This window comes from Halalkalibacter wakoensis JCM 9140, from assembly GCF_000513095.1.
GTDB lineage: Bacteria > Bacillota > Bacilli > Bacillales > Bacillaceae_D > Halalkalibacter > Halalkalibacter wakoensis.
The window spans coordinates 19582-41064 of record NZ_BAUT01000010.1 but is presented as its reverse complement, the minus strand read 5'-3'; the positions used below and the strand labels follow the sequence as shown (position 1 = coordinate 41064).

Below are 21483 nucleotides of genomic sequence, written 5' to 3'. Positions count from 1 at the left end.
TTTCTTCTCTCCTACTCTTTCTTTTTCTCTCTATTTTTTAATATATGTTTCAACGGATTTCATTCCGTTAACAACCTCGTTTGGTGTGAATGATTCATTCATGAAATGAATCGACTCACTTGGTAGTAAAGCTTTATCAGCAATTGCTTTAAGCACTTCTTCGCTTGATTCAAGACCGAGATGCTCAAGCGATAAAGGTAAACCTATTTGTTTATAAAAAGGTAACAACCTTTCCAACTCTTCCCACTCTTGTTCAAGAGCAAGCTGAACGAGAATTCCGTATGCCACTTTCTCCCCATGAAGAAAATGATGGGTCTCCTCAAACTGCGTTAGGGCATTATGAATTGAATGAGCAGCAGCAATTCTTCCATAATCGTCCCCAAGTCCACCAACAAGTCCACCGGCCATTATATTCGTCTCAATAATTGAGATCAGTGAGTCCGTTACATCTTTCTGAGAAAGAGCAGCTAATGCTTGTTCACTTTCTTGAAGAAGAAGCTGTTTACAGAGATTAGCTGTTTGCATCGATAACAGCACAGGTACGCGCATATGACTTAACCTTTTGTTAGCGCCTTTGCCTCATACCACTTTGCTAGCGTGTCACCAATTCCGGCTCGTAAATAAGCTATTGGGGAACGAGCAATAATAGTAGGTTCTACTAACACAACCCAAGGGTTTTTCACAAAAGGAGTGTACTTCACATAGTCACCCGAGTCCGTATAAATAACGCTAAGTGGTGTCCACGCTGCGCATTGAGATGCAAGTGTCGGTAGCAACACTACAGGAATATTTAGCTCATTTGCAACAGATTTTGCTAAATCCATTACTTTTCCACCACCAAGCCCTATCACAACATTTACCTTTTCCCTATCTCCAATATGTTTCATTCTCGCTATTTCATTTGCTGAACATTCACCGTGATATAGCTCAAACTGAACTTTAACTTGGGTAAATGAAGACAAAAACGATTGAGCCGCTTCTAGTGACTTTGTCCCATGAATCAATAAAGCTCTTTCGACTTTCCCTTCAAGCAAAATCCCTTCTAACCGGTCATATGCATGTAATTCACAAGCATAGTAACTAGGCGAAGCTTGAACTCTTATGGGCTTCATCGTATTTTTCCCTCCAATCTTTTTTCTTTAGCAGGAAAAACCAAGAAGTTGAGTTGGTTTTAACTCATTGTTCATCATTATAAAGAATAAGTACTATTTAGACAATTGTTTTTTTCAAAAAATATACTAGAAAATTAAAGGAATTTTATGGATGATCACTTATTGAACTATTCAGAAAGAACCCATTGACAATTTTTACATCTTTCGCTATTATTTAAGTAATTAGATTCCGAGAGATCAAATGGAAAAGAGAGAAGTCAAGTTATTTTTAGCACTTTGTTGATGATGATCGATAAGGTGAAAAAGATTTCCACCTTCTCACTTAGACTATGATAAATCGGCATATTTCTCCATACCCATGAAGAAATATGCCTTTTTTTATACTGTCTCGTCTATCATTATAGGAGGTATCTCATAATGATACAAACTAAAGGCTCATTGGAAGCAACGATCTCTAAGTCCTTAACGCAATGGGAAAAAGATTTCCTAGGACGAGGATCTGTTTCTGTTAAAACAGACATCCTACGAGACATGATTATCGTTACCCTCAAAGGCGTGTTAACACCTGCTGAATATGCTGTATGTCAAAAAGACGAAGGACGTTTATCTATTAAGAAAATACGATGTGAACTTGTAGAATCTGGTAGAGAAACGTTAGGAGAACTGATCCAAGAAATTGTGGGTATTGAAGTGATAACACTTCACACCGATATTAGCACGAAAACAGGTGAACGATTAATGGTCTTTAAATTAGCGGAAGACTTAGAGAAAACGTTAACGTAGTTATTGGAAGATCTTTAAATAGCTTTAAAAGCTCGTTAAAGATAAGCCACCAATTGAACAAGCTGAAGCATCTTTTATATAAGATGAGACAGCTTTTCGTTGGTGGCTTTTTCTTTTGTTTAAACATGTTATTTTTTAAGGAGGTTGTTTGTGTGTATGACATTATGATACAAAACCTATTATCCCCTGTTGTCTTATTCTTTGTTTTAGGAATCTTAGCAGCTCTAGTGAAATCCGATTTAAAATTTCCAAGTGCTTTAAGTGAAACATTGAGTATTTTCTTACTTATAGCGATTGGTTTAAAAGGGGGCATTGAACTCTCTAAATACTCATTTGCAGAAGTAATTAGTCCGGTTGTTGCTACATTGTTTTTAGGGTCCATCTTACCCATTATTACGTTGCTCCTTCTAAAAATCATAAAGATAGATAAAAAAATGCAATTGCATTAGCAGCTACGTATGGATCTGTTAGCATCGTGACGTATGGTGCAGCTATCTCATTTCTTGAACAAATTGGTACGTCTTATGAAGGTTTCATGAATGCAATGGTTGTCCTTATGGAAAGTCCAGCCATCATCATATCTTTAATTCTTTTAAAAGTGATGGATCAAAAACAATCTGACTCTGTTGCTTATTCATCAAAGAATATCGCTTTTTCATCACCTGCTACAGCTTGGATTGATAAGGATGTATTAAAGGAAGCATTATTTGGAAAAAGTATCCTTCTATTGCTTGGCGCTCTTATTATTGGCCTTGTTGCTGGTGAGAGCGCATTACCAGCAGTTCAGCCACTATTTATGGATATGTATAACAGTGTCCTCATTCTATTTCTTCTTAGCATGGGTTTAACCGCTGGAGAAAGATTACCAGAAGTCAGAAAGCATGGGATACAGTTATTTCTATTCGGGATCTTGATGCCCATCGTTGGAGGTACAATAGGTGTTCTTGTTGCAGGAATGATAGGTTTATCACTCGGAGGCATGACGTTAATGGGTGTATTAGCAGGAAGTGCTTCTTATATCGCTGCTCCTGCTGCCCTACGGACATCAGTCCCTGAAGCAAATCCATCTGTTTACCTAGGACTTGCGCTTGGAATTACATTTCCATTTAATTTAATCATTGGAATACCACTTTACTATCAATTGGCACAATGGTTTATCCTGTTATAAGGAGGCATTTATTATGGTAAATGATAGACGTGAAGGGAAATCACCTGTACTCATTGTCACCGATGTGACTTATGAATTTCAGCAAAAGCTAGGAACCATTTTAGGGGAGACAGGTGTTTTCATTCTTTCTAGCCAAGGAGCAGCTATCACACAACCTTATGGCTGTTTAATTCGAAACATTATATTAGCTATTTACCAACAAGGGGTCGAACACATATACCTAATTGCTCCTAAAGATCAAATAACTGTAGACATCGATGAAACCACCCTGTTACATCGTTTTAAAAAAGATGGCATTGATCCCTCATTAATTGATACGCTGGATTACGTCCGAGTTACAAATAAAGGTGTAATGTCTTGGCTAGGTGAAGGAAAAGGTGGAGTCGAACATACATTGCTTGAGAGTAAGGAACTTTTAGAAAAACACCCTCTTATCCCGGAACGTGTGCAGATTTCAGCATATACATTAAACACTACTAACAGTACTTTATCTCCTGTCTCTCGTTTGGATTTAAAAGAGGACATTGGGTAATTCAAAGAAAGGTGATCTCCGTAAGCATGCTAAAGGGAGGTCACCTTTTCGTTTGCTCGCCGACTGATTTGAGATCCGTATGGTTTGTGTTATAGTAGTGAGGAGAATGATAAGTAAGAATGGAGGAAAAAAATGAGCGTACATATTGGTGCAAAACAAGGTGAGATTGCTGAAACAATCCTTTTACCAGGAGACCCACTACGAGCAAAATACATTGCTGAAACTTTTCTAGAAAATGCAGTCTGCTATAACGAAGTACGAGGCATGTTAGGATTTACAGGTACATATAAAGGTGAACGGATTTCGGTTCAAGGAACTGGGATGGGAGTTCCATCAATCTCCATTTATATTAATGAATTAATGCAAGAATATAATGTTCAAAACTTAATTCGTGTCGGAACATGTGGGGCCATTCAAAAGGATGTGAAGGTGCGCGATGTAATCTTAGCCATGAGTGCATCAACGGATTCTCAAATGAACCGCCTTACATTCGGCGGCGTTGATTTTGCTCCTACTGCAGACTTTGATTTACTTAAGTCAGCGTATGATGCCGGCCTAGAAAAAGGATTAAATCTCAAAGTAGGAAATGTCTTTACAGCGGACATGTTCTATAACGACAATGCTGAATTAGAAAAGTGGGCAAAGTACGGTATTTTAGCTGTTGAAATGGAAACAGCAGCCCTTTATACCATAGCTGCTAAATTTGGTAGAAAGGCACTATCTGTTCTTACAGTAAGTGACCATATCTTAACAGGAGAAGAAACAACCTCCGAAGAACGCCAAACAACCTTCAGTGATATGATGGAAGTAGCTCTTGAAGCTGTAACTAAATCATGATAAAAAGACATGTAGGAACTCCTACATGTCTTTTTTCGTACGTACACCATTAAACAAACTCATTGTATAACATCATAAATAAGAGGAAGTTTCTCTACTTTTTGCTCGGTGAATGAATACGCTTCTTGTACCATTTTACTTACATGTTCAACATTTTCTTTATTGGCATGTAATGTTGCAATCGGCTCTCCTGCTTCAACATAATCACCAATCTTCTTATGTAAAACAATTCCTACTGCCAAGTCAATTTGCGCATCCTTTGTTGCTCTCCCCGCTCCTAGTACCATAGCTGCCGTACCAATTTTATTGGCAACAATTTCAGAAACTGTTCCACTTTGTTTTGCATGTACGGCTATTTTATACGTTGCCTCTGGAAGTTTTTCAGGAGAGTCAACAATGGATGGATCACCATGTTGAGCTTTAATAAAGGTCTTTAATACATTAAGAGCTTCTCCATTTGCGATAACCTCTTCAAGTTGCTGACGAGCTTCTTCGATCGAGGCAGCTTTTTTTGCAAGATAGACCATTTGACTTCCTAATGTTAAACAAAGTTCACGGACATCATCTGGTCCTTCTCCCTTTAACACTTCAATAGCTTCTTTTACCTCTAGTGCATTTCCAATCGTAAGCCCTAATGGTTGGTTCATATCCGAAATAATTGCCATTGTATCCCGACCTAAACTCTTTCCGATCGCGACCATAGCTTCAGCTAATTCCTTCGATTGGTCTAATTCCTTCATAAAAGCTCCTGAGCCTGTTTTTACATCTAAGACAATGGCATCAGCACCAGAAGCAATTTTCTTGCTCATAATAGAGCTTGCAATAAGAGGAATAGAGTTTACTGTTGCTGTGACATCTCTTAACGAATACAACTTTTTATCAGCCGGTGTTAAGTTTCCTGTCTGCCCGACAACAGCCAATTTATTATGATTAACCAATTCTTGGAATGTAGCCGTGTCCATTTCAACACTAAATCCTGGTATAGATTCTAGTTTATCAATGGTTCCTCCGGTATGACCCAAACCTCGACCGGACATTTTAGCAACAGGAACACCAACTGCTGCAACAAGCGGAGCTAACGCAATAGTTGTTTTATCCCCCACTCCTCCTGTAGAGTGTTTATCTACTTTTATCCCCTCAATAGCAGATAAATCAATTTGATCACCAGATTCCACCATAGCAAGCGTTAACTCCGCTCGCTCATCTGTTGTCATATCTTGGAAGAAAATAGCCATCGCTAGTGCTGACATTTGATAGTCTGGAACTTTTCCGTTTGTATAACCTTCTACTGCAAAGCGAATCTCCTCTTTCGTTAACTTAAGACCATCTCTTTTTTTCTCAATAACGTCAACCATTCGCATTCGTTACACATCCTTTTAGATTCAATGACAAGAACTGACCTGACCATTTCAACTCCATCACATTTCTTTTACAACAGCCTTTACGAGTGCAAGGAAGTCAGATTTTACTTTTTCTGTTGTTTCCATTACCTCATCATGTGTTAGAGGTTGTGGCAGTATTCCTGCTGCCATATTGGAAATACAAGAAATTCCTAGTACTTCAATGCCTGCATGCCGAGCAACAATGACTTCTGGAACTGTTGACATCCCAACTGCATCTGCCCCTAACGTACGTAACATCCGAATCTCAGCAGGTGTTTCATAGGTTGGACCTGTATTGCCAACATAGACTCCTTCTTGAATGGTCAAACCAAGCTGCTTGGCTTGCCCACGTGTTAACGTACGTAGTCGTTCTGAATAGGCCGTGGACATATCTGGAAAACGAACGCCAAATGACTCATCATTTGGTCCAATTAACGGATTTTGTCCCATATTATTAATGTGATCTTTAATAATCATTAAATTTCCTGGTTCAAAAGATTCATTCACACCACCAGCGGCATTGGTTACTATGATTTGCTCCACACCAAGTGCTTCATGACACGAACTGGAAATGTGACAACATCCATTGAATAACCTTCATAAAAGTGAAAGCGGCCTTGCATAGCAACGACCTGTTTCCCTTCTAGTACGCCAAATACAAGCTGACCTGCATGACCTGCAACGGTTGACTCAGGAAAATTCGGGATGTCTCCATAAGGTACTTTAATCGGGTCTTCAATTTCGTCCGCCAACACACCTAACCCAGACCCTAAAATCAAACCAATTGTCGGGGTTTCCTTCATTTTCCCTTGTAAATATGTAGCTGTTTCATTAATTCCCTTCATTCTAATATCCTCCTTTAGTAAATCTCTTTCAAAAAACTGGTGCCATGTTTCGGAAGAGGCACAGCAAAGTTGTCTGCGATTGTTGCTCCCACATCTGCGAATGTAGAACGAACCCCTAGATTCTTTGCAGCTTTTTGCTTTTTGTTATAAACAATTAATGGGACGTATTCTCTCGTATGGTCCGTTCCTTTATGAGTTGGATCATTTCCATGATCAGCGGTAACGATTAATAAATCATTCTCTTCTAGTTCATCAATTACCTGCTTTAACTGTCGATCAAATTGTTCCAAAGCTTTTCCATATCCGATTGGATCTCTTCGGTGTCCATAAACCGCGTCAAAATCAACCAAATTCAAAAAGCTAAGACCGTTAAAAGGCTTTCGAATCGTCTCTAGCAATTTAGCCATTCCATCATCGTTTGAGATTGTTCTAATTGCTTCGGTGACCCCTTCTCCGTCATAAATATCTGAGATTTTCCCAAGTGCAATCGAGTCTATCCCGTTATCAGCAAGCTCATTCATAACCGTACGATCAAATGGCTTAAGCGCATAATCATGACGGTTTGACGTTCTCTTCCAATCTCCATCTGTTCCGATAAATGGTCGTGCAATAATTCGACCGATCATGTATTTCGGGTCTAGGGTTATCTTTCGCGCTTTTTCACATATCTCATATAATTCTTCAATTGGGACAACGTCTTCATGGGCAGCGATTTGCAAGACAGAGTCAGCTGACGTATAAACAATGAGCTTCCCTGTTTGAACATGTTCTGTTCCGAGCTCATCTAGAATTTCTGTTCCTGATGCGACTTTATTCCCAATCATTTCACGTCCCCATGCTTTTTCTAATCTCTCAACCAATTCTTTTGGAAACCCTTCAGGAAATACTCGAAATGGTTCTTCAACACGTAAGCCCATTAACTCCCAATGACCTGTCATTGTATCTTTTCCTTTTGAAGCTTCTTGCATAATCCCATAATGAGCAAGGGGGTTTTCGACTTTCTCAATTCCTTGTATGTCTCGAATATGACTTAACCCAAGTGACGCCATTGTTGGCATCGTCAAGCCATTCATTTTTTCCGCTATATGTCCAAGCGTATTTGATCCTTCATCTCCAAATTCCGCAGCATCAGGTGCTTCCCCGATTCCAACTGAATCCATAACAATTAAAAATATGCGATTAAAATGCTGTTTTTCCACTGATGTATTCCTCCTTTATTTGATACTATGCCCGATTTTCATTGTAACTTGAAATGACAAACGTTGTCAGAAGTCTGACCTCTAGTATCACAAAAATACTATGCTCGCGGGTGTGATTGAGCATAGACATCTTTCATTCTTGCTTTAGTAACTTGTGTATAAATTTGAGTAGTGGAAATGTTTACATGTCCTAACATTTCTTGAACAGCTCTAATATCTGCTCCATTTTCAAGTAAATGTGTAGCAAATGAGTGTCTTAATGTGTGAGGTGTTAAAGGTTTATTAATGGAAGCTTTTTGGGCAAGCTGCTTTACGATTTTCCAAAAACCTTGCCTAGAAAGAGGTTTCCCTAAACGGTTTACAAATAGTAGATCATGATTCTGCCCTTTCATCAGTGTTCGTCGACTATGATCGAGATAAAGTTGAAGAGCTTTTAACGCTGCACCTCCTAAAGGAATAATTCTTTCCTTCTGTTCTTTCCCTACACAGCGTACGAAACCCATTGTAAGATGCGTATTTGAAACCGTTACATGAATCAATTCAGTAACACGCATCCCTGTGGCATAAAGCATTTCTAGCATCGCTCGATTTCGAATGGAGATCGAATCGTTCCCTGAAGGGGCTTCAAGCAATGCTTCCACTTCCTTCAACGTCAACGTATGAACTGGTCGATTCTTCTTTTTGGGAATTTCGATAAGAACGGATGGATCTTGATCGGCTAATTTCTCCCTTAAAAGAAATTGATGATAGGCTCTTAAAGATGCAATCATTCTAGCTATTGTCGTCTCCGCCCGTCCTTGTTCTTTTAAATAGGATACATACCTCTCTAAAGTTCCTCTTTCAATCTCTTCTATCTTTTTTATCTCTTCAACATTTTTTAAAAAAAGCTCGTACTGTTTTAAATCTCGTTCATAAGATTGAATCGTATTTTGGGCGAGCTTACGTTCATTTGATATGTAGTACAAAAATTCATTTCTTTCTTGTTCCATCTTATATCACCTTACGAACTAAAATTTTATTCCCCTTCTCGATAGAACAAAAAAAGACGTTCAATCCATGACACAGACGTACCCTGTTCTTGCTCCATATGAAAAACTTTCACTGCTTTCCCTTGAGGCTCATCATACCGATGGTAACTCTCATATTCTTGACTTACCCATAGAATACCATAATAAAAGAGAAGTGTGCATCCCATAAATAGGAGAAACACTTTGATTGTTTGGATGACGATTTGAAACCAAGATTTCATGGGACATACCTCCGCTTATGACTTCTTGCACGATCCCTTTTTACAAGCTATGCCAAAAACCCTATGTAATATACCTATAAAAAGGAGGTAGTCCAAAAAATTGTTAACAGAAAGGAAGCAAAAAAATAAAAAAAGCCCTCCTACTTATGCAGAAAGGCTTAATCAGCTTCTTCTTCCAACTTCTCTTTATCATGGCAACGATGACATATCCCATGAAATGTTAAGCGATGATCTTTAATTTTAAAATTCCAATCTCGTTCCACAACCTCTTCTACATCACCTAATAAATCTTCTTGTATCTCATCCACTGCCCCACATTCAATACAAACAAGATGGTGATGAAAATGAGCTGCTCCCTCTTGGCGCAAATCAAATCGAGATACACCATCTCCAAAGTTTATTTTATCGACTATTTTTAACTCAGCCAGTAACTCTAACGTTCGATATACTGTAGCTAGTCCAATCTCAGGTGATTTTTCTTTAACGAGGAGGTAAACATCTTCTGCACTTAAATGGTCCTCTTCATGTTCAAGTAGAACGCGTACAGTCGCTTCTCTTTGTGGCGTAAGCTTGTAGCTTTGCGAGTGCAGGTGCTTTTTTATACGTTCAAGTCTTTTCTCCATTTATATGCCTCCCCTCAAGCATTTTCCCTCCTCTTATTATAATCATTCAAAAAAAGAGTGTCAATCGTAGTGATTATTACGTTTTAATCAATAATTATTATTAAGTAATAACAAATTAAACCATTGACTCGATGACCCATTTCATCATGACAGGAGAGACATAGGCCTCAAAGGCTGATGCAACTACGACAGCTGATCCAATACACAATACAAGAAATGAATATTTTAAAAACTGAGGGAAAATTGGGATGCTTGTACGCTTTATAAATTGTTGTCTTATCATTTTCAAACAAAATGAAATACTGGCTGTGCCAATAATAATAAAAGCAGGAACTAAAATAAAGTTTTGTGGCATAATGGATACGAATGCTAAGAAAAACCCTGACATTCCCATTTGATTCACAAGAAACCCAACTGTAAATCCAACAACAACCCCTTTTAAAAATAGAAGTACTAGTATGACAGGGAGCCCTATAATTGATAATCCTAAAATCCACATAAGTCCAAAATACTTAGCATAATGAGCAAAACTTTGACTGAATATTGCTGAAGGATTAGCTATTTCTCCTTGTTGAACATGTCCAAAAAATTGATTCAAATATGTGTATAGATCATGCTTTTGCGTTAAGCTCAAGCTGTTAACAACAATAGCCCCAAATACGATTCCTATTAAAAAAAGAACGGTTGTAAATACATAGATCGTTCGGTTTTCTTCTAAATGGTATGTGATTCTTTCTCGTACACCAAACTGCCTCATGCCAAGACCTCCTCTTATGCTCATACTTAACTCTATGAGTTGAGGTACAAATCTATGACAAGGAATGTTTCGATAGTTTTGGATTTTCTCTTATACATTTTCTAGTAATTTTTTATATCTATTTTTCCATATTTACCTCCTCCGCCCGCTTCAATCGGCAGAGTTCCTGTTCTTGCCATTCTAATTCCATTCACCACTTGCATCGAGACGACTTTTTGTAACTCTTCATATGGGACTGAATGGATAATATTCATATCCGTTCCAAAGTGATCTCTTAATTTCCTTAACGTTTGTTTTCCTACCTTTGGCAAAAATTCAAGTGGTACTTGATGAATATAGGGTGGTCGTTGTATTTTCTTCGTTTTCCTACTCGCTAGTTCTTTAATTCGTTCGGAAACTCCTTTAATTACTTTATTAATTTGACAGTTCGTACATGATTCTCCATCTACCTTTTTGGAACAAATCGCACAAATCGTTTGGTGATACTTCCCTAGCAGTGGATTTAACCCGTAATTAGCCACGATTTTTCTTCCTTCACGCTCTTGTAATGCCCATTTAAACTCCATAAAAGATGGTTGTTTCATTTGAACGATTTGGTATTCTCTAGCCATTTTCTCAAGTGAATGAGCATCTGAATTTGATAAAAAAGGATAACGCCCAAGTTCTTCAAGTTGCTCAGCCATTGCCGTATCACTACTAAGTCCAAGTTCAATCCCGTCAATTAAATCTGGGTTGAACACTTCTGTTAAGCTCTTTTTCACACCTTTTCCATACAAGCTTTTAAAAGGAGTAAACACATGAGCTGGAATAAACAAGCCATTTAAGCGACGAACCTTAGCTTGGATGGCTTGTGCATGTTCATAGATGCGCTGCGAACTTAAATGACGATTTTTCATCCTATGAGCAAGCCATTCACCAAATACTCTCATAGAGTCAATCGAAGGAAGATAACATAGGACGTGTATTGGTCCATTACAGTTTTCATCATAAATTTCAAGTTCTGTTCCTAATAGCAATGTTATCCCTGAAAACCGCACACCACCCTCTGTTAGTTGATACGCTTCTCCATTTCCGATCATACTCTCTAATTCATTCAATACTTCCGGTACATGACAGTCAATAATGCCAATCATGTTAATTCCTTTAATGTCTGCTGCATACTTTATAATAGTAGGTAACGTTAAAGAAGGAGCAGCAGTAATTTTCACTGCCGCCCCCAACCTGGTTCTTCCAATATGTACATGTAAATCCGTAACAAAATGTTGTAATTTTATCACAGTGATTGACTCGCTTTCATCCGTAAGTATAAAATGGCATAAGCTGTCTTTGCATCATGAATCGTTTGATCTTTTACCATTTGCTCTGCTTCTTCTAAACTAACCTCTAAAATATCTAAAAATTCATCATCATCCATATTCGTTTTTCCTTTTTCAAGCTTATCTGTTATATACAAATGAATAAGTTCATCAGCAAAGCCTGGTGACGTGTAAAACGATAAAAGGAAATCTAACTTACTCGTTTTATAACCTGTTTCTTCCTCTAATTCCCTCCTAGCTGAATCAAGAGGATCCTCCCCTTTTTCAAGCTTCCCTGCAGGAATTTCCACAATCGTTTTCCCAAGTGCTTTCCGGTACTGACGTACAAGGATAATCTTTCCTTCATTTGTAATTGGTAAAATGGCAACAGCTCCTGGGTGTTTCACAATTTCCCTTGAACTTGTTTTTCCATTAGGAAGTTCAACCTCTTGAACTTCTAAATCTATCACTTTCCCCTTAAATATTTCGTTTGTTTTCAATGTTCTTTCTATTAAATGTTCCATGTTCTCCTCCTTTTAATTTAGTAGTGTGCTTACCTGCAAATTTCTGTTCTTTTCCTTCTCCCCCCTTCATACATGTGTAACATAAATCGATTATGAAGGGACGAGCTAATTCATGAAAGTTTACGTACATGAAAATGGAATCATAATGTCTGGAAAAGCATGGGAAATCCAAGCGAAGTTAAAAAAAATGCAACATTCCTTTGACACGATGGAACAATGGGTTGATTCAGTTCATCGAACCAATTCCAATCCAACGCGAATGGCTTCGCCAACAGCACAGAAAAAAATAGGGTCATCTTCGTATTTGCGCCCCATTGTTTGAATAGGTAATTTGGCTTCCTTTATTGCTTTTTCGACTTGTTTAGAAACTAAGTCCTGTTCGGCAAATACGATTTCATGTTCAGCATGAAACGGATAATAGGGATCTAATTGTTTCTTCACAATTTTCCTTTCATCTTCATCTAAATAAGGAAAAGGCAGAATAGCTGGTTTAAACGTAAATTCGCATAATGGCGTCAGTGTATGGTGACTAATTCCATTATGTCGTGCTCTTTTTTCAACAAATGACAACCTTGGTATCCAAATCGGGACTCCACCAAGAGCACTGACTGTATGCGACCAATGAGAAAGGGCCATTCCGGTAAAACCGTACTTCGTTCCTGTTCCAACCACTCCGGGCCCAACAGAAATCAAGATCATATCTGCCTTTAACATCTCCTTGGCAAATTGAAGAGCAGAAGCAACTGTCACCGCTTCATACTGAGCACCAAACGCTTGTCCAACACTAATTGAAAAAAACTGCTTATTCGTTTGCAAGCTTCTTAGCTGGTCACTCATCATGAGTGGCAGCGATGCTTGATCGTCAAATATCACACAGCAAGTACTTTCTCTAGAAACTTGCTGAGAAACATAGAAAAACAGTGGAACCATGCTATGCAACTCCGCCAGCCATACAGGAGTACCTAATAAAGAAAACGATTTTTTAAAGAATTGATGATAGTGGCTTTCTTGTGCTTCTACTGCTAAAATACTATGCTGAATCGGTGTATAACGGGCTTTTATAATATGGCCAGTTGAGTCTTCTGATTGCCAGTCTGTCTTCCCTAAAACCGACTTAACAATATCCCATCCACCGGTTCCTAATTGCAGTTCAGTAGCTGTCGTATTAACGAGTGTCCAATCTCCAATTTCAACTCTTGGAGTAAAGCGTTTATATAATATTGCCTTTTTACTTCCATTGTTTGTAACTACCTTTTGTATCGATTGATCTTCAAAACTGATATCAACGATTTTAGCTTTTACTTCTTTATACATTCTCTCACGCCTAACTACGGGCTTATTAAATAGAAGTCGTTAAATTCTAGCTATACTAGTATGACCAAAAAATAGGACATATATAGAAAGATCGAGAAATCAAGTACTTATTACAAAATTGGTTTAATTAAAGTCTCGAGGCCCTTATAATCTACTTCCCCTCGAATGACATGCTCAATTACACCATCTCTGTTAATAATATAGGTCATAGGCATACCAAATATTTTATACCGATCAGCCACATCACCATCGACATCAAAAAAGACAGGAAGGGTGATTTCTATTTCTTCAATAAAATTAGGCGCATCTTGTAACGTACGTTCTGTTTTTTGCATATTAACTGTTACAACAGATAACCCCGACTCACCGTAGTCAGCTTGAAGGTCCATAAGATCAGGCATTTCATCTCGACATGGTTCACACCAAGAAGCCCACATATTTAAAATGATGACATCACCTCGGTAATCCCATAGTTCTCCTGATTCTTGTGTATACATAGGCAATGTAAAGTTTTCAGCAATCATTCCACGTTCGTTGCCAATTTCTTGCCGGTCTTGGAAAAACACAAGCCCAATGATAACAATGGCCACAACACTTAATACTAAAATGGTTATTTTGCGTTTCATCTATTATCTCCCCTGCAACATTGTTCTGTCTCTCACTTATTATAGAGAGGGGATTCTTTGTAACGCAAGTTTCGCGAAAAACAAATTAGGTTAATACCAAAAACTGTCTTTCCCTGCATGCATAATTTTGATAGAATAACAAAGTCAGTGTTTCCCTACATAGAAAGGAAGGGTTTGTTTTTATGTCAATAATAGAAGCTTTAATATTTGGAATTGTTCAAGGCATTACAGAGTTTTTGCCAATTTCTAGTACAGCCCACATCGTTATAACACAAATCTTATTAGGGTATCAATTCCCTGGATTTGGCTTTGAAATATATCTACATTTCGCTTCCATTTTGGCCGTTGTTATTTATTTTAGAAAAGATTTACTCGTTGTTATTTTTGGGTTTATCGGTTATTTATCAAACCGTTCAAAACACAATCGCACTCAATTTTTCTTTGGAGTTTACATTATTGTTGCTACTATGATTACAGGAGTTCTAGGGATATTACTTGAAGATTTCATTGGAGCTTCAATGAAAACACCTCCTTTTATCGCCATTGCTTTAGCAGTGACAGGACTCTTCCTTATTATAATAGAACGCTTTGTTCAATACGGAAACCGTACGGAAGAAGAAATGACTTTTAAAGATTCCATCATTGTTGGTCTCGGACAAACATTAGCTGTTTTCCCTGGAATTTCGAGATCTGGCGCAACACTTGTTACGGCATTATTTGCTGGTCTAAGTAGAGACACTGCTGTTCGCTACTCCTTTTTATTATCGATTCCAGTTATTCTAGGTTCAAGTGTATTAGCAATTGGAGACTTCACAGACGGTACACTCGTTTCACAAGTTGGTATACCAGCTTTAGTTGTTTCCTTTATTGCAACCTTTATCTTTTCATGGCTTGGGATTGTCTGGTTGATTGAATTCTTAAAGAAAAGCAAACTTGTTTATTTTGCCATCTACTGCTTTATCGCTGCGATCTTTGTTTTCTTCTTTTTAGATAACAGCATGATTATTGATTTATAATTCAAAACAATAAAAAACAGCCATAACGGCTGTTTTTTTCTTATCTTACAAACAAAATAAATGCATATAAAAGTGGAATCGTAATTACACATAAAATGGTTGTAGTTGCAACCGTAACAGTAGCAAACGAGACATCACCATTATACTTTTGAGCAAACATCGGAACTGTTGGCGCTGTGGGGGTAGCGGTCACTAAGATGGCAACTCCCATAACCGTTGTTGAAACGGGTAACCACAAAAAAGGAATAAGATACATGGGCAGCAACAGAAGTTTTGCTCCTGTTGCATACCAAATATAACGATTTTTTATTAACTGTTTGAAAGAATCCAAAGTAAGTCCAGCTAGCAAACTACCAATTAAAATCATAGATAAAGGCAATGTCATTGTTCCAATATCAGCAAGTACTCCTCCTATTAATAGTGGCAAACGAAACGGTGCAAGTAAGACAAGAAATCCGATAGAAGTTGCGATTACTCCTGGATTGAGTAAAATTTGGCGCCAAGAAATGGTCTGTCCCGCCCTTGCCACAACATAAATAACATACGTCCATACGTAGAAGAGAAAAAAGATCATAAAGAAGGCTGTGTACAATACACCTATTTCACCAAACAATAAAAAGGCAATTGCGTATCCTAAAAAGCCTTGATTCCCAAAAATAATAGCAGCTTCATACACGCCTTCTTGATTTTCTGGCATCTTCGCTGTTTTTCTCATAACATAACCAGTAATCGTTGCACAAAACAAAGCAAACAAAGATAAGCTTAATAGCCAAGTGATTTCTACCATAATCTCCAATGACATAGTAATATCCATTGAGTAGATGATTAAGCATGGGAGAGTAATGTAAAGAACTACTTGTGTTAACACATAATTTGATTCTTTCGGTAAAATATTTGCTTTCCTCATAACAAACCCAATCAAACCAATTGCTAACAAGACAAACATCTCTTGTGCTAGTGCCAAAACGGCATTCATGTTATTCCCCCTTAAACAAAGAAAACCAAACCTGTTCCTTGTTTATTTCTGAGCTGCCAACTTTTCCATGTATTCTATAACTTTTTTATCAATTAATCCTGGCTCTAGAACACGTTCATCAAAGTTTTCAATTAAATGGAACGATTGAATTGCCTCGGTAAGCTCCTCCATAGTTGGATCCTCAGCTAGATATTCTAGGATTGTTAAATTCGTAATAAGACGATCTCTTACACCGCCTTCAATATTGATCATATCTTCTGGGTTAGGTTTATTGAAATATAGTTGATGTAAATCAAATAAACGTTTCAATTCCACTATAGGCTCTTGGTGATCATCAACTCGCAAATCTATGTATTGATCATCCGTTCCGCCGTAACCGGCACCTTCTTTGACAACAAGCAAACAAGCTGACTGCTTTCCACGACTGTCTCCTCCTGCTTCTTGACCTTGATAAAGAGCTTCTAACAGCCTCTCTGCTAACGAGCCCTCCATTGTCGTAAAAGTATCAGCCATTACCTTTACCGTTTTTTCATCTACAAGTATATTCCCTTGACAAGCAAAGTGAGGACCAGATAGCCCTCCCGCCCATTGGTAACATTCTCTCCCAGTAAAAGTTGCACTATCCCCTCTTGCACTAACGATTCCAACTTGTCGTAAATCAATTCCTTCGTCAGCTTGAGTTAAGTGTTGAATGACCTCCTCTGCTGACTTTCCTTGTTCTAATAGCTCCAATCCTTTTTGCCCGTATTCCTTATTAGCCCATGATTGAGTCGCCACTGCACCAGCCCCAGCTCTTGCCCAAGGAACAATCGCTCCAACCCCTAAAAACTTTGAAGCCACAGCTACACCTAGCTCACCAGTTTCTGGATCAAATCCAACAATAGAAAATGTATGTATTAAATCGTTTTTCATAAAGATCTTCCTTTCAAATTGAAGTATATGGAAATTATATCATTTTAAAAAGGTTATTTTCGTGTTCGTTGTTCTTTTATTTTTTTCCTCACAACACTTCCATTGCCGTTTAGTCTTCCTGCTGAGGCATTGAAAAACGTTTTTTCATTACCCTTAAGCAGTGTTCGAATCCGTTGCAATACAAAGCTTAGTATAACTGTCTCACCCCAAGCTCACAACGACCGAAAAGTAGAGGGGTGTGTCAAAAGCCTGTTTTCGACCTTTAACACACCCCAAAATGTTAAATGTTTTGCTGAACGAATTCGGATAACGATTGGTCCAACACATCTTTGTTAAGGTTTGTCCCAATTAAAATGATGCACGTTTGTTTCGGTATATCAATTGATTCGATTTCAAGACGATTTGCAGCATATTGAAATGAATTCACCTTATCTTCCCCTAAAAAAGTAATATACCCTTTTGCTCTTAATAAGGTGGGGCCATGACTTTTAAGCCATTTCTCAAAATCCTTTTGAGTAAATGAGTTAATCCCCTCTATTTTTATTGCTTGAAAAGTATGATGGTGATGATCATGATGATGATGGTGCGTCGACTTTTCCGTAGAAATGACATCTGTCAAAAAGCGAGTTTCAAGTAACGTCTCCTCAGAAACATCTCCATATGTTGAATAAACAATTGGGACTTCCCGCCTTTTAATTTCCTCTATTTTAGCACGTACTTTCTTTTCCTTTTTTTGATCGATTAGATCCATTTTGTTCATAATTAGCAGCGCACTCGACTCTATTTGTTGTTTTAACATCGTTCTTATCTCTTTAGAGCTTTGAAAAAGACTCTGATATTCAAGATAACGACTAGCATCTACCATTCCAATAATGGATACGATTTTCACCAGATCAATTAATTCAGGATGTGTCAAGGCTTCCACAATTTCTGCCGGGTTGGCGATCCCCGTGCCTTCTATTATAATCACATCAACATTCGTTGTTTGGGATAGAAAAAGTTGAAGTTCATTTCTCATATCTTCTTGAATTGTACAGCAAATACAACCATTTAAAAGTTCAATCATTGCCTCATCTTCAAACATTTCTTTTTCAACGTTTTCAGATCCTAACTCGTTCATGATTAATGCAGGTCGTTTTCCTTGTTCTTTTAACGACCGTAGCATTTTCTTTAAGACAGTTGTTTTCCCACTACCAAGAAAGCCTGTTACGATATATACAGGAATTTTCATTACAATTCACTCCTTTCTATAAAAGTAGCATACTATATCCAACGTTACAAATAGGAAGAATTCTTATTTAAAGACTAATTTCGTTTTCTTTGTTTATTTGGTTAAGTAGAACCGTTTTCGTGCCCCTATGCTCCATTGCACTTCCAGAAAAAGCAATCTTTCTTTGCCACAACTTCTTTAAATTAAAATAAAAAAAGCTGCCTCCTAAGTGTTCTGCCCCGAAGATAGGTCGTAAAACGAACGTTCCTTCTTTAGAGTCAGAATCTCTACTAGAGACAACCTCACCAGTTACATTGTAACGTTTTTTTCTTTTTGTTTACTTTTCATAAATTTTTCTTTGCGTTTTTTCATTGCCTTTGTGATGTAACCACCTTTAAAGTTACGAGGTTCATAAGAAACTATAAAAGCACTCGGTTCATATGAACTCACAATTTTTATGAACTCTTGTTCACGATCTCTTCTAGCTGTACAGTCTAAGCGGAAACGCTTTGCTTCATTCATTCCTTCTACTTCAGCTGTTGATACACTAAATCCAACTTCGCGCAGTCTGTTCGTTAAGGCTTCATTCTTACTCATTAAATTTACTTCTATTGAAACATATCCAATCGCCAGTTTCTGTTCGATAATTTGACCGATGTATAACCCTACTCCAAATCCAATTGCATAAGCAGCCATATTTAAATAATTAGATAAATCACTAAAGACAATTGCAATTGCAACAACATATATAACCCCTTCAAGAGTTCCTAATGCAGAAGCTTTCCCTTTCATTCCTTTAACCATCGTAATGGTACGTAATGTTAATACCGGGACATAAATTAATTGAGCGACAAAAATAATTAACGCTTGAAGCATTGTTAACACCTACCTTTAATCTAAGATAACTACCGTAGTGTAACAGGAATTATCCTCTTTATCTAGATGATTTTATAAAAGATTTTTTGTATTTCTTCCAAAGATTTCATTTCTTTTACATACGGATAATTCATACTTCCTTCACTAAATCTATGTTAAAATAGCGAAAGAACTTTCATAGAGTATAATAAGGAGAATTTGAATGAACAAATTTAAACAATTTTTCCTTTCATTCGGAAAAGATTTCTTAGGTTTTGTATTGCTTTTATTGTTTCTTATATTATTTTTTAACATCGAATCGTTTAAAAGTGAACGCTATGGCTTCACCGTTCCTGATGCGTGGCTAAATGTAAATACCATTTTTCTAGGTATTGTCATTGAAGCCGTTCCTTTTATATTGCTTGGTGTTTTTGTCTCAGCTCTTATTCAAATCTATGTAAAAGAAGACATCATTCACAAGTACTTGCCCAAAAATGCCTATGCTGCTTTATTGCCCGCTGCCATACTTGGAGCGATCTTTCCTATTTGTGAATGTGCAATTGTCCCGATTGTGCGTCGTTTAATCAAAAAGGGAATGCCGTTGCATGTTGGTGTCGTCTTTTTAGTTGCTGCACCTATTTTGAATCCGGTCGTTGCAGCATCTACATTCTTTGCATTCCGAACAGACTTGACCGTTCTTTATGCTCGAATGGGACTAGCATTTGTTCTTTCAATTATTATTGGAGGAATATTGTACCTTGTCTTTAAAAACCGTGATCAATTAAAATGGACAAAAGAAGAGTTCGTTGGACGACAAGTTGTTTTAGAAACAAGTGCAACAGCACCAAGAAAGATGAATCGTTTTAAACAAACACTTTATCATGCAGCTGATGAATTTTTCTTAATGGGTAAATTTCTGATTTTAGGTGCATTCATCGCAGCACTATTTCAAACTTTTCTTGATCGGAGTTTATTACAAGCAATCGGCAGTAATGAATTTAGCTCAACAGCGGTAATGATGGCCTTTGCCTTTTTACTATCCTTATGTTCTGAAGCAGATGCATTCGTTGCTGCGTCATTTGGAAGTACATTTACCACAGGTTCAATTATTGCTTTCTTAGTGTATGGCCCTATGCTTGATTTAAAAAATACGATCATGTTATTTGCTTTCTTTAAAGCAAAATTTGTTCTTGTATTCATAGCAGTTGTTACAGCTATTGTTTTTATAGCAGTTGTTGCTCTGCAATTATTAGCTATTTTCTAAAGGAGAGGAGCTGCTTTTATGGAAAAGAAATCAGATTTAGGATTCCATGCCTACATTCGCGGGATTATCCTTATTGGTTTTGCATTACTTATGCTAGCCTTCATTATTACAGGAAACATCATTTATTACATCGCACCAACGATGATGCCGTTTATTTACTTTGCTACTGGTGTATTCTTATTACTCGGGGTCATCCAAATCATTCGGAGTACCAATAAAGGACAAGAAGAAGAAGAGCTTTGTGATTGTGGAACGGATCATAATGTCTCTGGTTCACCCGTAACGAAACTGCTTATCTACTCTATTTTTGTCGCTCCAATTGTTCTAGGATTTGTTCTTCCTGACAAACTTCTAGACAGTTCAGTCGCAGCCAATCGGGGGATCCAATTTGGTTCTGGTATTTTAGCTGATCAAGCATCTGCAGAACAAGAAGCCACATCACGCGCTGAAGCTTTTCTAGATGATCCAGATGCCTATTTTGATCAACTTGAATCTGGTGGGGACGAATCAGTAGAGGAACACATTACTGTAGATGAGTATTTTACTCAAGAGGGCTTTAATCAGTATTATGATGAGTTAACAGAAGAAATATTAGAACAAGGCCACATTGTTGTTACAGAGGAAAATTATTTAGACATGATGACCATGCTTGATCTTCAACTCGAACAGTTCATTGGAAAACCAATTGAAATCACTGGATTTGTTTACCGTGAACCTGAGTTTGAAGACGACCAATTAGTTGTTGCAAGATTTGGTATGACTTGCTGTGTCGCAGATGCTTCCGTCTTTGGAACAATGGTCGAAGCTAGTGAGGCTAGCCAATTTGAAAATGATACATGGGTCAGAGTTACAGGCATTCTAGACCAGACACAATACAACGAATTTAGAATTCCGCTGATCCAGTTACGTGAAATTGAAGTCATTGACCAACCGGAAAGTCCTTATGTTTTCCCACGATTTAGCTTTTAACGCAGAAAGAACACAAGCCCTTTCATATGGGCCTG

Annotated in this window: 23 protein-coding genes and 2 pseudogenes; 8 read left to right on the top strand and 17 right to left on the bottom strand. The window is 37.6% G+C overall.

What is annotated here, in order from left to right:
• Nucleotides 1-30: 30 nt before the first annotated feature.
• Nucleotides 31-549, bottom strand: coding sequence for a dehydroquinate synthase/iron-containing alcohol dehydrogenase family protein (locus JCM9140_RS24845; RefSeq protein WP_052002099.1), 519 nt, complete (start codon nt 547-549; stop codon nt 31-33).
• 5 nt (nt 550-554) lie between these two features.
• A complete protein-coding gene (locus JCM9140_RS24840) occupies nt 555-1112 on the bottom strand; it encodes an iron-containing alcohol dehydrogenase (protein ID WP_052002098.1) in 558 nt (185 codons plus the stop codon).
• 417 nt (nt 1113-1529) lie between these two features.
• Between JCM9140_RS24840 and JCM9140_RS06370 the strand changes: the two genes are divergently transcribed.
• The 4 genes and pseudogenes from JCM9140_RS06370 (at nt 1530) to deoD (ending at nt 4432) form a co-directional block, all read left to right on the top strand.
• Nucleotides 1530-1895 carry a Na-translocating system protein MpsC family protein gene (locus tag JCM9140_RS06370; protein WP_034743933.1) on the top strand — a complete coding sequence of 122 codons (366 nt, stop codon included), beginning with the start codon at nt 1530-1532 and terminating at the stop codon, nt 1893-1895.
• Between the two features lie 152 nt (nt 1896-2047).
• Nucleotides 2048-3063: pseudogene (locus tag JCM9140_RS06365) on the top strand (sodium-dependent bicarbonate transport family permease).
• A gap of 13 nt (nt 3064-3076) precedes the next feature.
• Nucleotides 3077-3595, top strand: coding sequence for a carbonic anhydrase (locus JCM9140_RS06360; RefSeq protein WP_034743931.1), 519 nt, complete (start codon nt 3077-3079; stop codon nt 3593-3595).
• 132 nt (nt 3596-3727) lie between these two features.
• Nucleotides 3728-4432 (top strand): purine-nucleoside phosphorylase, encoded by a 705-nt coding sequence (gene deoD / locus JCM9140_RS06355; protein ID WP_034743927.1) that lies wholly within the window; start codon nt 3728-3730, stop codon nt 4430-4432.
• Between the two features lie 59 nt (nt 4433-4491).
• Here deoD and JCM9140_RS06350 read toward each other — a convergent pair whose 3' ends face one another.
• The 9 genes and pseudogenes from JCM9140_RS06350 to JCM9140_RS06310 all read right to left on the bottom strand — a co-directional run bounded on the left by JCM9140_RS06350 (nt 4492) and on the right by JCM9140_RS06310 (nt 12306).
• Complete coding sequence (locus JCM9140_RS06350; RefSeq protein WP_034743925.1) at nt 4492-5793, bottom strand: pyrimidine-nucleoside phosphorylase; 1302 nt, start codon at nt 5791-5793, stop codon at nt 4492-4494.
• A gap of 57 nt (nt 5794-5850) precedes the next feature.
• Nucleotides 5851-6659: pseudogene (locus JCM9140_RS06345) on the bottom strand (purine-nucleoside phosphorylase).
• A 14-nt stretch (nt 6660-6673) separates the two neighbouring features.
• Nucleotides 6674-7858 carry a phosphopentomutase gene (gene deoB, locus JCM9140_RS06340; protein WP_034743923.1) on the bottom strand — a complete coding sequence of 395 codons (1185 nt, stop codon included), beginning with the start codon at nt 7856-7858 and terminating at the stop codon, nt 6674-6676.
• A gap of 98 nt (nt 7859-7956) precedes the next feature.
• Entirely contained in the window at nt 7957-8847 is an 891-nt protein-coding gene (gene xerD / locus JCM9140_RS06335) for a site-specific tyrosine recombinase XerD (RefSeq protein ID WP_034743920.1), read from the bottom strand.
• 26 nt (nt 8848-8873) lie between these two features.
• On the bottom strand, nt 8874-9107 hold the full coding sequence (locus tag JCM9140_RS06330) for a YqzK family protein (RefSeq protein WP_034743917.1): 234 nt from the start codon (nt 9105-9107) through the stop codon (nt 8874-8876).
• A 158-nt stretch (nt 9108-9265) separates the two neighbouring features.
• Entirely contained in the window at nt 9266-9730 is a 465-nt protein-coding gene (fur, locus tag JCM9140_RS06325) for a ferric iron uptake transcriptional regulator (protein WP_034743914.1), read from the bottom strand.
• A gap of 115 nt (nt 9731-9845) precedes the next feature.
• Complete coding sequence (gene spoIIM, locus JCM9140_RS06320; protein WP_034743911.1) at nt 9846-10487, bottom strand: stage II sporulation protein M; 642 nt, start codon at nt 10485-10487, stop codon at nt 9846-9848.
• A 101-nt stretch (nt 10488-10588) separates the two neighbouring features.
• Nucleotides 10589-11764: an endonuclease Q family protein gene (locus JCM9140_RS06315; RefSeq protein ID WP_034743908.1), complete on the bottom strand. Its 1176-nt coding sequence runs from the start codon at nt 11762-11764 to the stop codon at nt 10589-10591.
• Entirely contained in the window at nt 11761-12306 is a 546-nt protein-coding gene (locus JCM9140_RS06310; RefSeq protein ID WP_034743906.1) for an NUDIX hydrolase, read from the bottom strand. Before JCM9140_RS06310 ends, JCM9140_RS06315 begins: the two co-directional genes overlap by 4 nt.
• 112 nt (nt 12307-12418) lie before the next feature.
• Between JCM9140_RS06310 and mciZ the strand changes: the two genes are divergently transcribed.
• Complete coding sequence (mciZ, locus tag JCM9140_RS24835; RefSeq protein ID WP_081727590.1) at nt 12419-12628, top strand: Z-ring formation inhibitor MciZ; 210 nt, start codon at nt 12419-12421, stop codon at nt 12626-12628.
• Here the strand turns inward: mciZ and JCM9140_RS06305 are convergent.
• Complete coding sequence (locus JCM9140_RS06305; protein WP_034743903.1) at nt 12538-13620, bottom strand: DUF3866 family protein; 1083 nt, start codon at nt 13618-13620, stop codon at nt 12538-12540. The two genes, mciZ and JCM9140_RS06305, sit on opposite strands and share 91 nt — an antisense overlap.
• A gap of 110 nt (nt 13621-13730) precedes the next feature.
• Nucleotides 13731-14246 (bottom strand): TlpA disulfide reductase family protein, encoded by a 516-nt coding sequence (locus JCM9140_RS06300; protein WP_034743900.1) that lies wholly within the window; start codon nt 14244-14246, stop codon nt 13731-13733.
• Between the two features lie 182 nt (nt 14247-14428).
• On the opposite strand from JCM9140_RS06300, the gene uppP reads away from it, so the two are divergent.
• On the top strand, nt 14429-15262 hold the full coding sequence (uppP, locus tag JCM9140_RS06295; RefSeq protein WP_034743897.1) for an undecaprenyl-diphosphatase UppP: 834 nt from the start codon (nt 14429-14431) through the stop codon (nt 15260-15262).
• A gap of 40 nt (nt 15263-15302) precedes the next feature.
• Here uppP and JCM9140_RS06290 read toward each other — a convergent pair whose 3' ends face one another.
• The 4 genes from JCM9140_RS06290 to JCM9140_RS06275 form a co-directional block, all read right to left on the bottom strand.
• The gene (locus tag JCM9140_RS06290) at nt 15303-16238 is read right to left on the bottom strand and encodes an AEC family transporter (protein ID WP_034743894.1); all 936 of its coding nucleotides are present in this window, start codon (nt 16236-16238) and stop codon (nt 15303-15305) included.
• A 42-nt stretch (nt 16239-16280) separates the two neighbouring features.
• Complete coding sequence (locus JCM9140_RS06285; protein ID WP_034743891.1) at nt 16281-17150, bottom strand: DUF1028 domain-containing protein; 870 nt, start codon at nt 17148-17150, stop codon at nt 16281-16283.
• A 280-nt stretch (nt 17151-17430) separates the two neighbouring features.
• The gene (locus JCM9140_RS06280) at nt 17431-18381 is read right to left on the bottom strand and encodes a CobW family GTP-binding protein (RefSeq protein ID WP_034743888.1); all 951 of its coding nucleotides are present in this window, start codon (nt 18379-18381) and stop codon (nt 17431-17433) included.
• 288 nt (nt 18382-18669) lie between these two features.
• Nucleotides 18670-19236, bottom strand: coding sequence for a DUF2179 domain-containing protein (locus tag JCM9140_RS06275; RefSeq protein WP_034743885.1), 567 nt, complete (start codon nt 19234-19236; stop codon nt 18670-18672).
• A gap of 202 nt (nt 19237-19438) precedes the next feature.
• Between JCM9140_RS06275 and JCM9140_RS06270 the strand changes: the two genes are divergently transcribed.
• Nucleotides 19439-20479 (top strand): permease, encoded by a 1041-nt coding sequence (locus JCM9140_RS06270; RefSeq protein WP_034743882.1) that lies wholly within the window; start codon nt 19439-19441, stop codon nt 20477-20479.
• Between the two features lie 18 nt (nt 20480-20497).
• Nucleotides 20498-21448: a TIGR03943 family putative permease subunit gene (locus JCM9140_RS06265; protein WP_034743879.1), complete on the top strand. Its 951-nt coding sequence runs from the start codon at nt 20498-20500 to the stop codon at nt 21446-21448.
• The last annotated feature ends 35 nt before the right edge of the window (nt 21449-21483 follow it).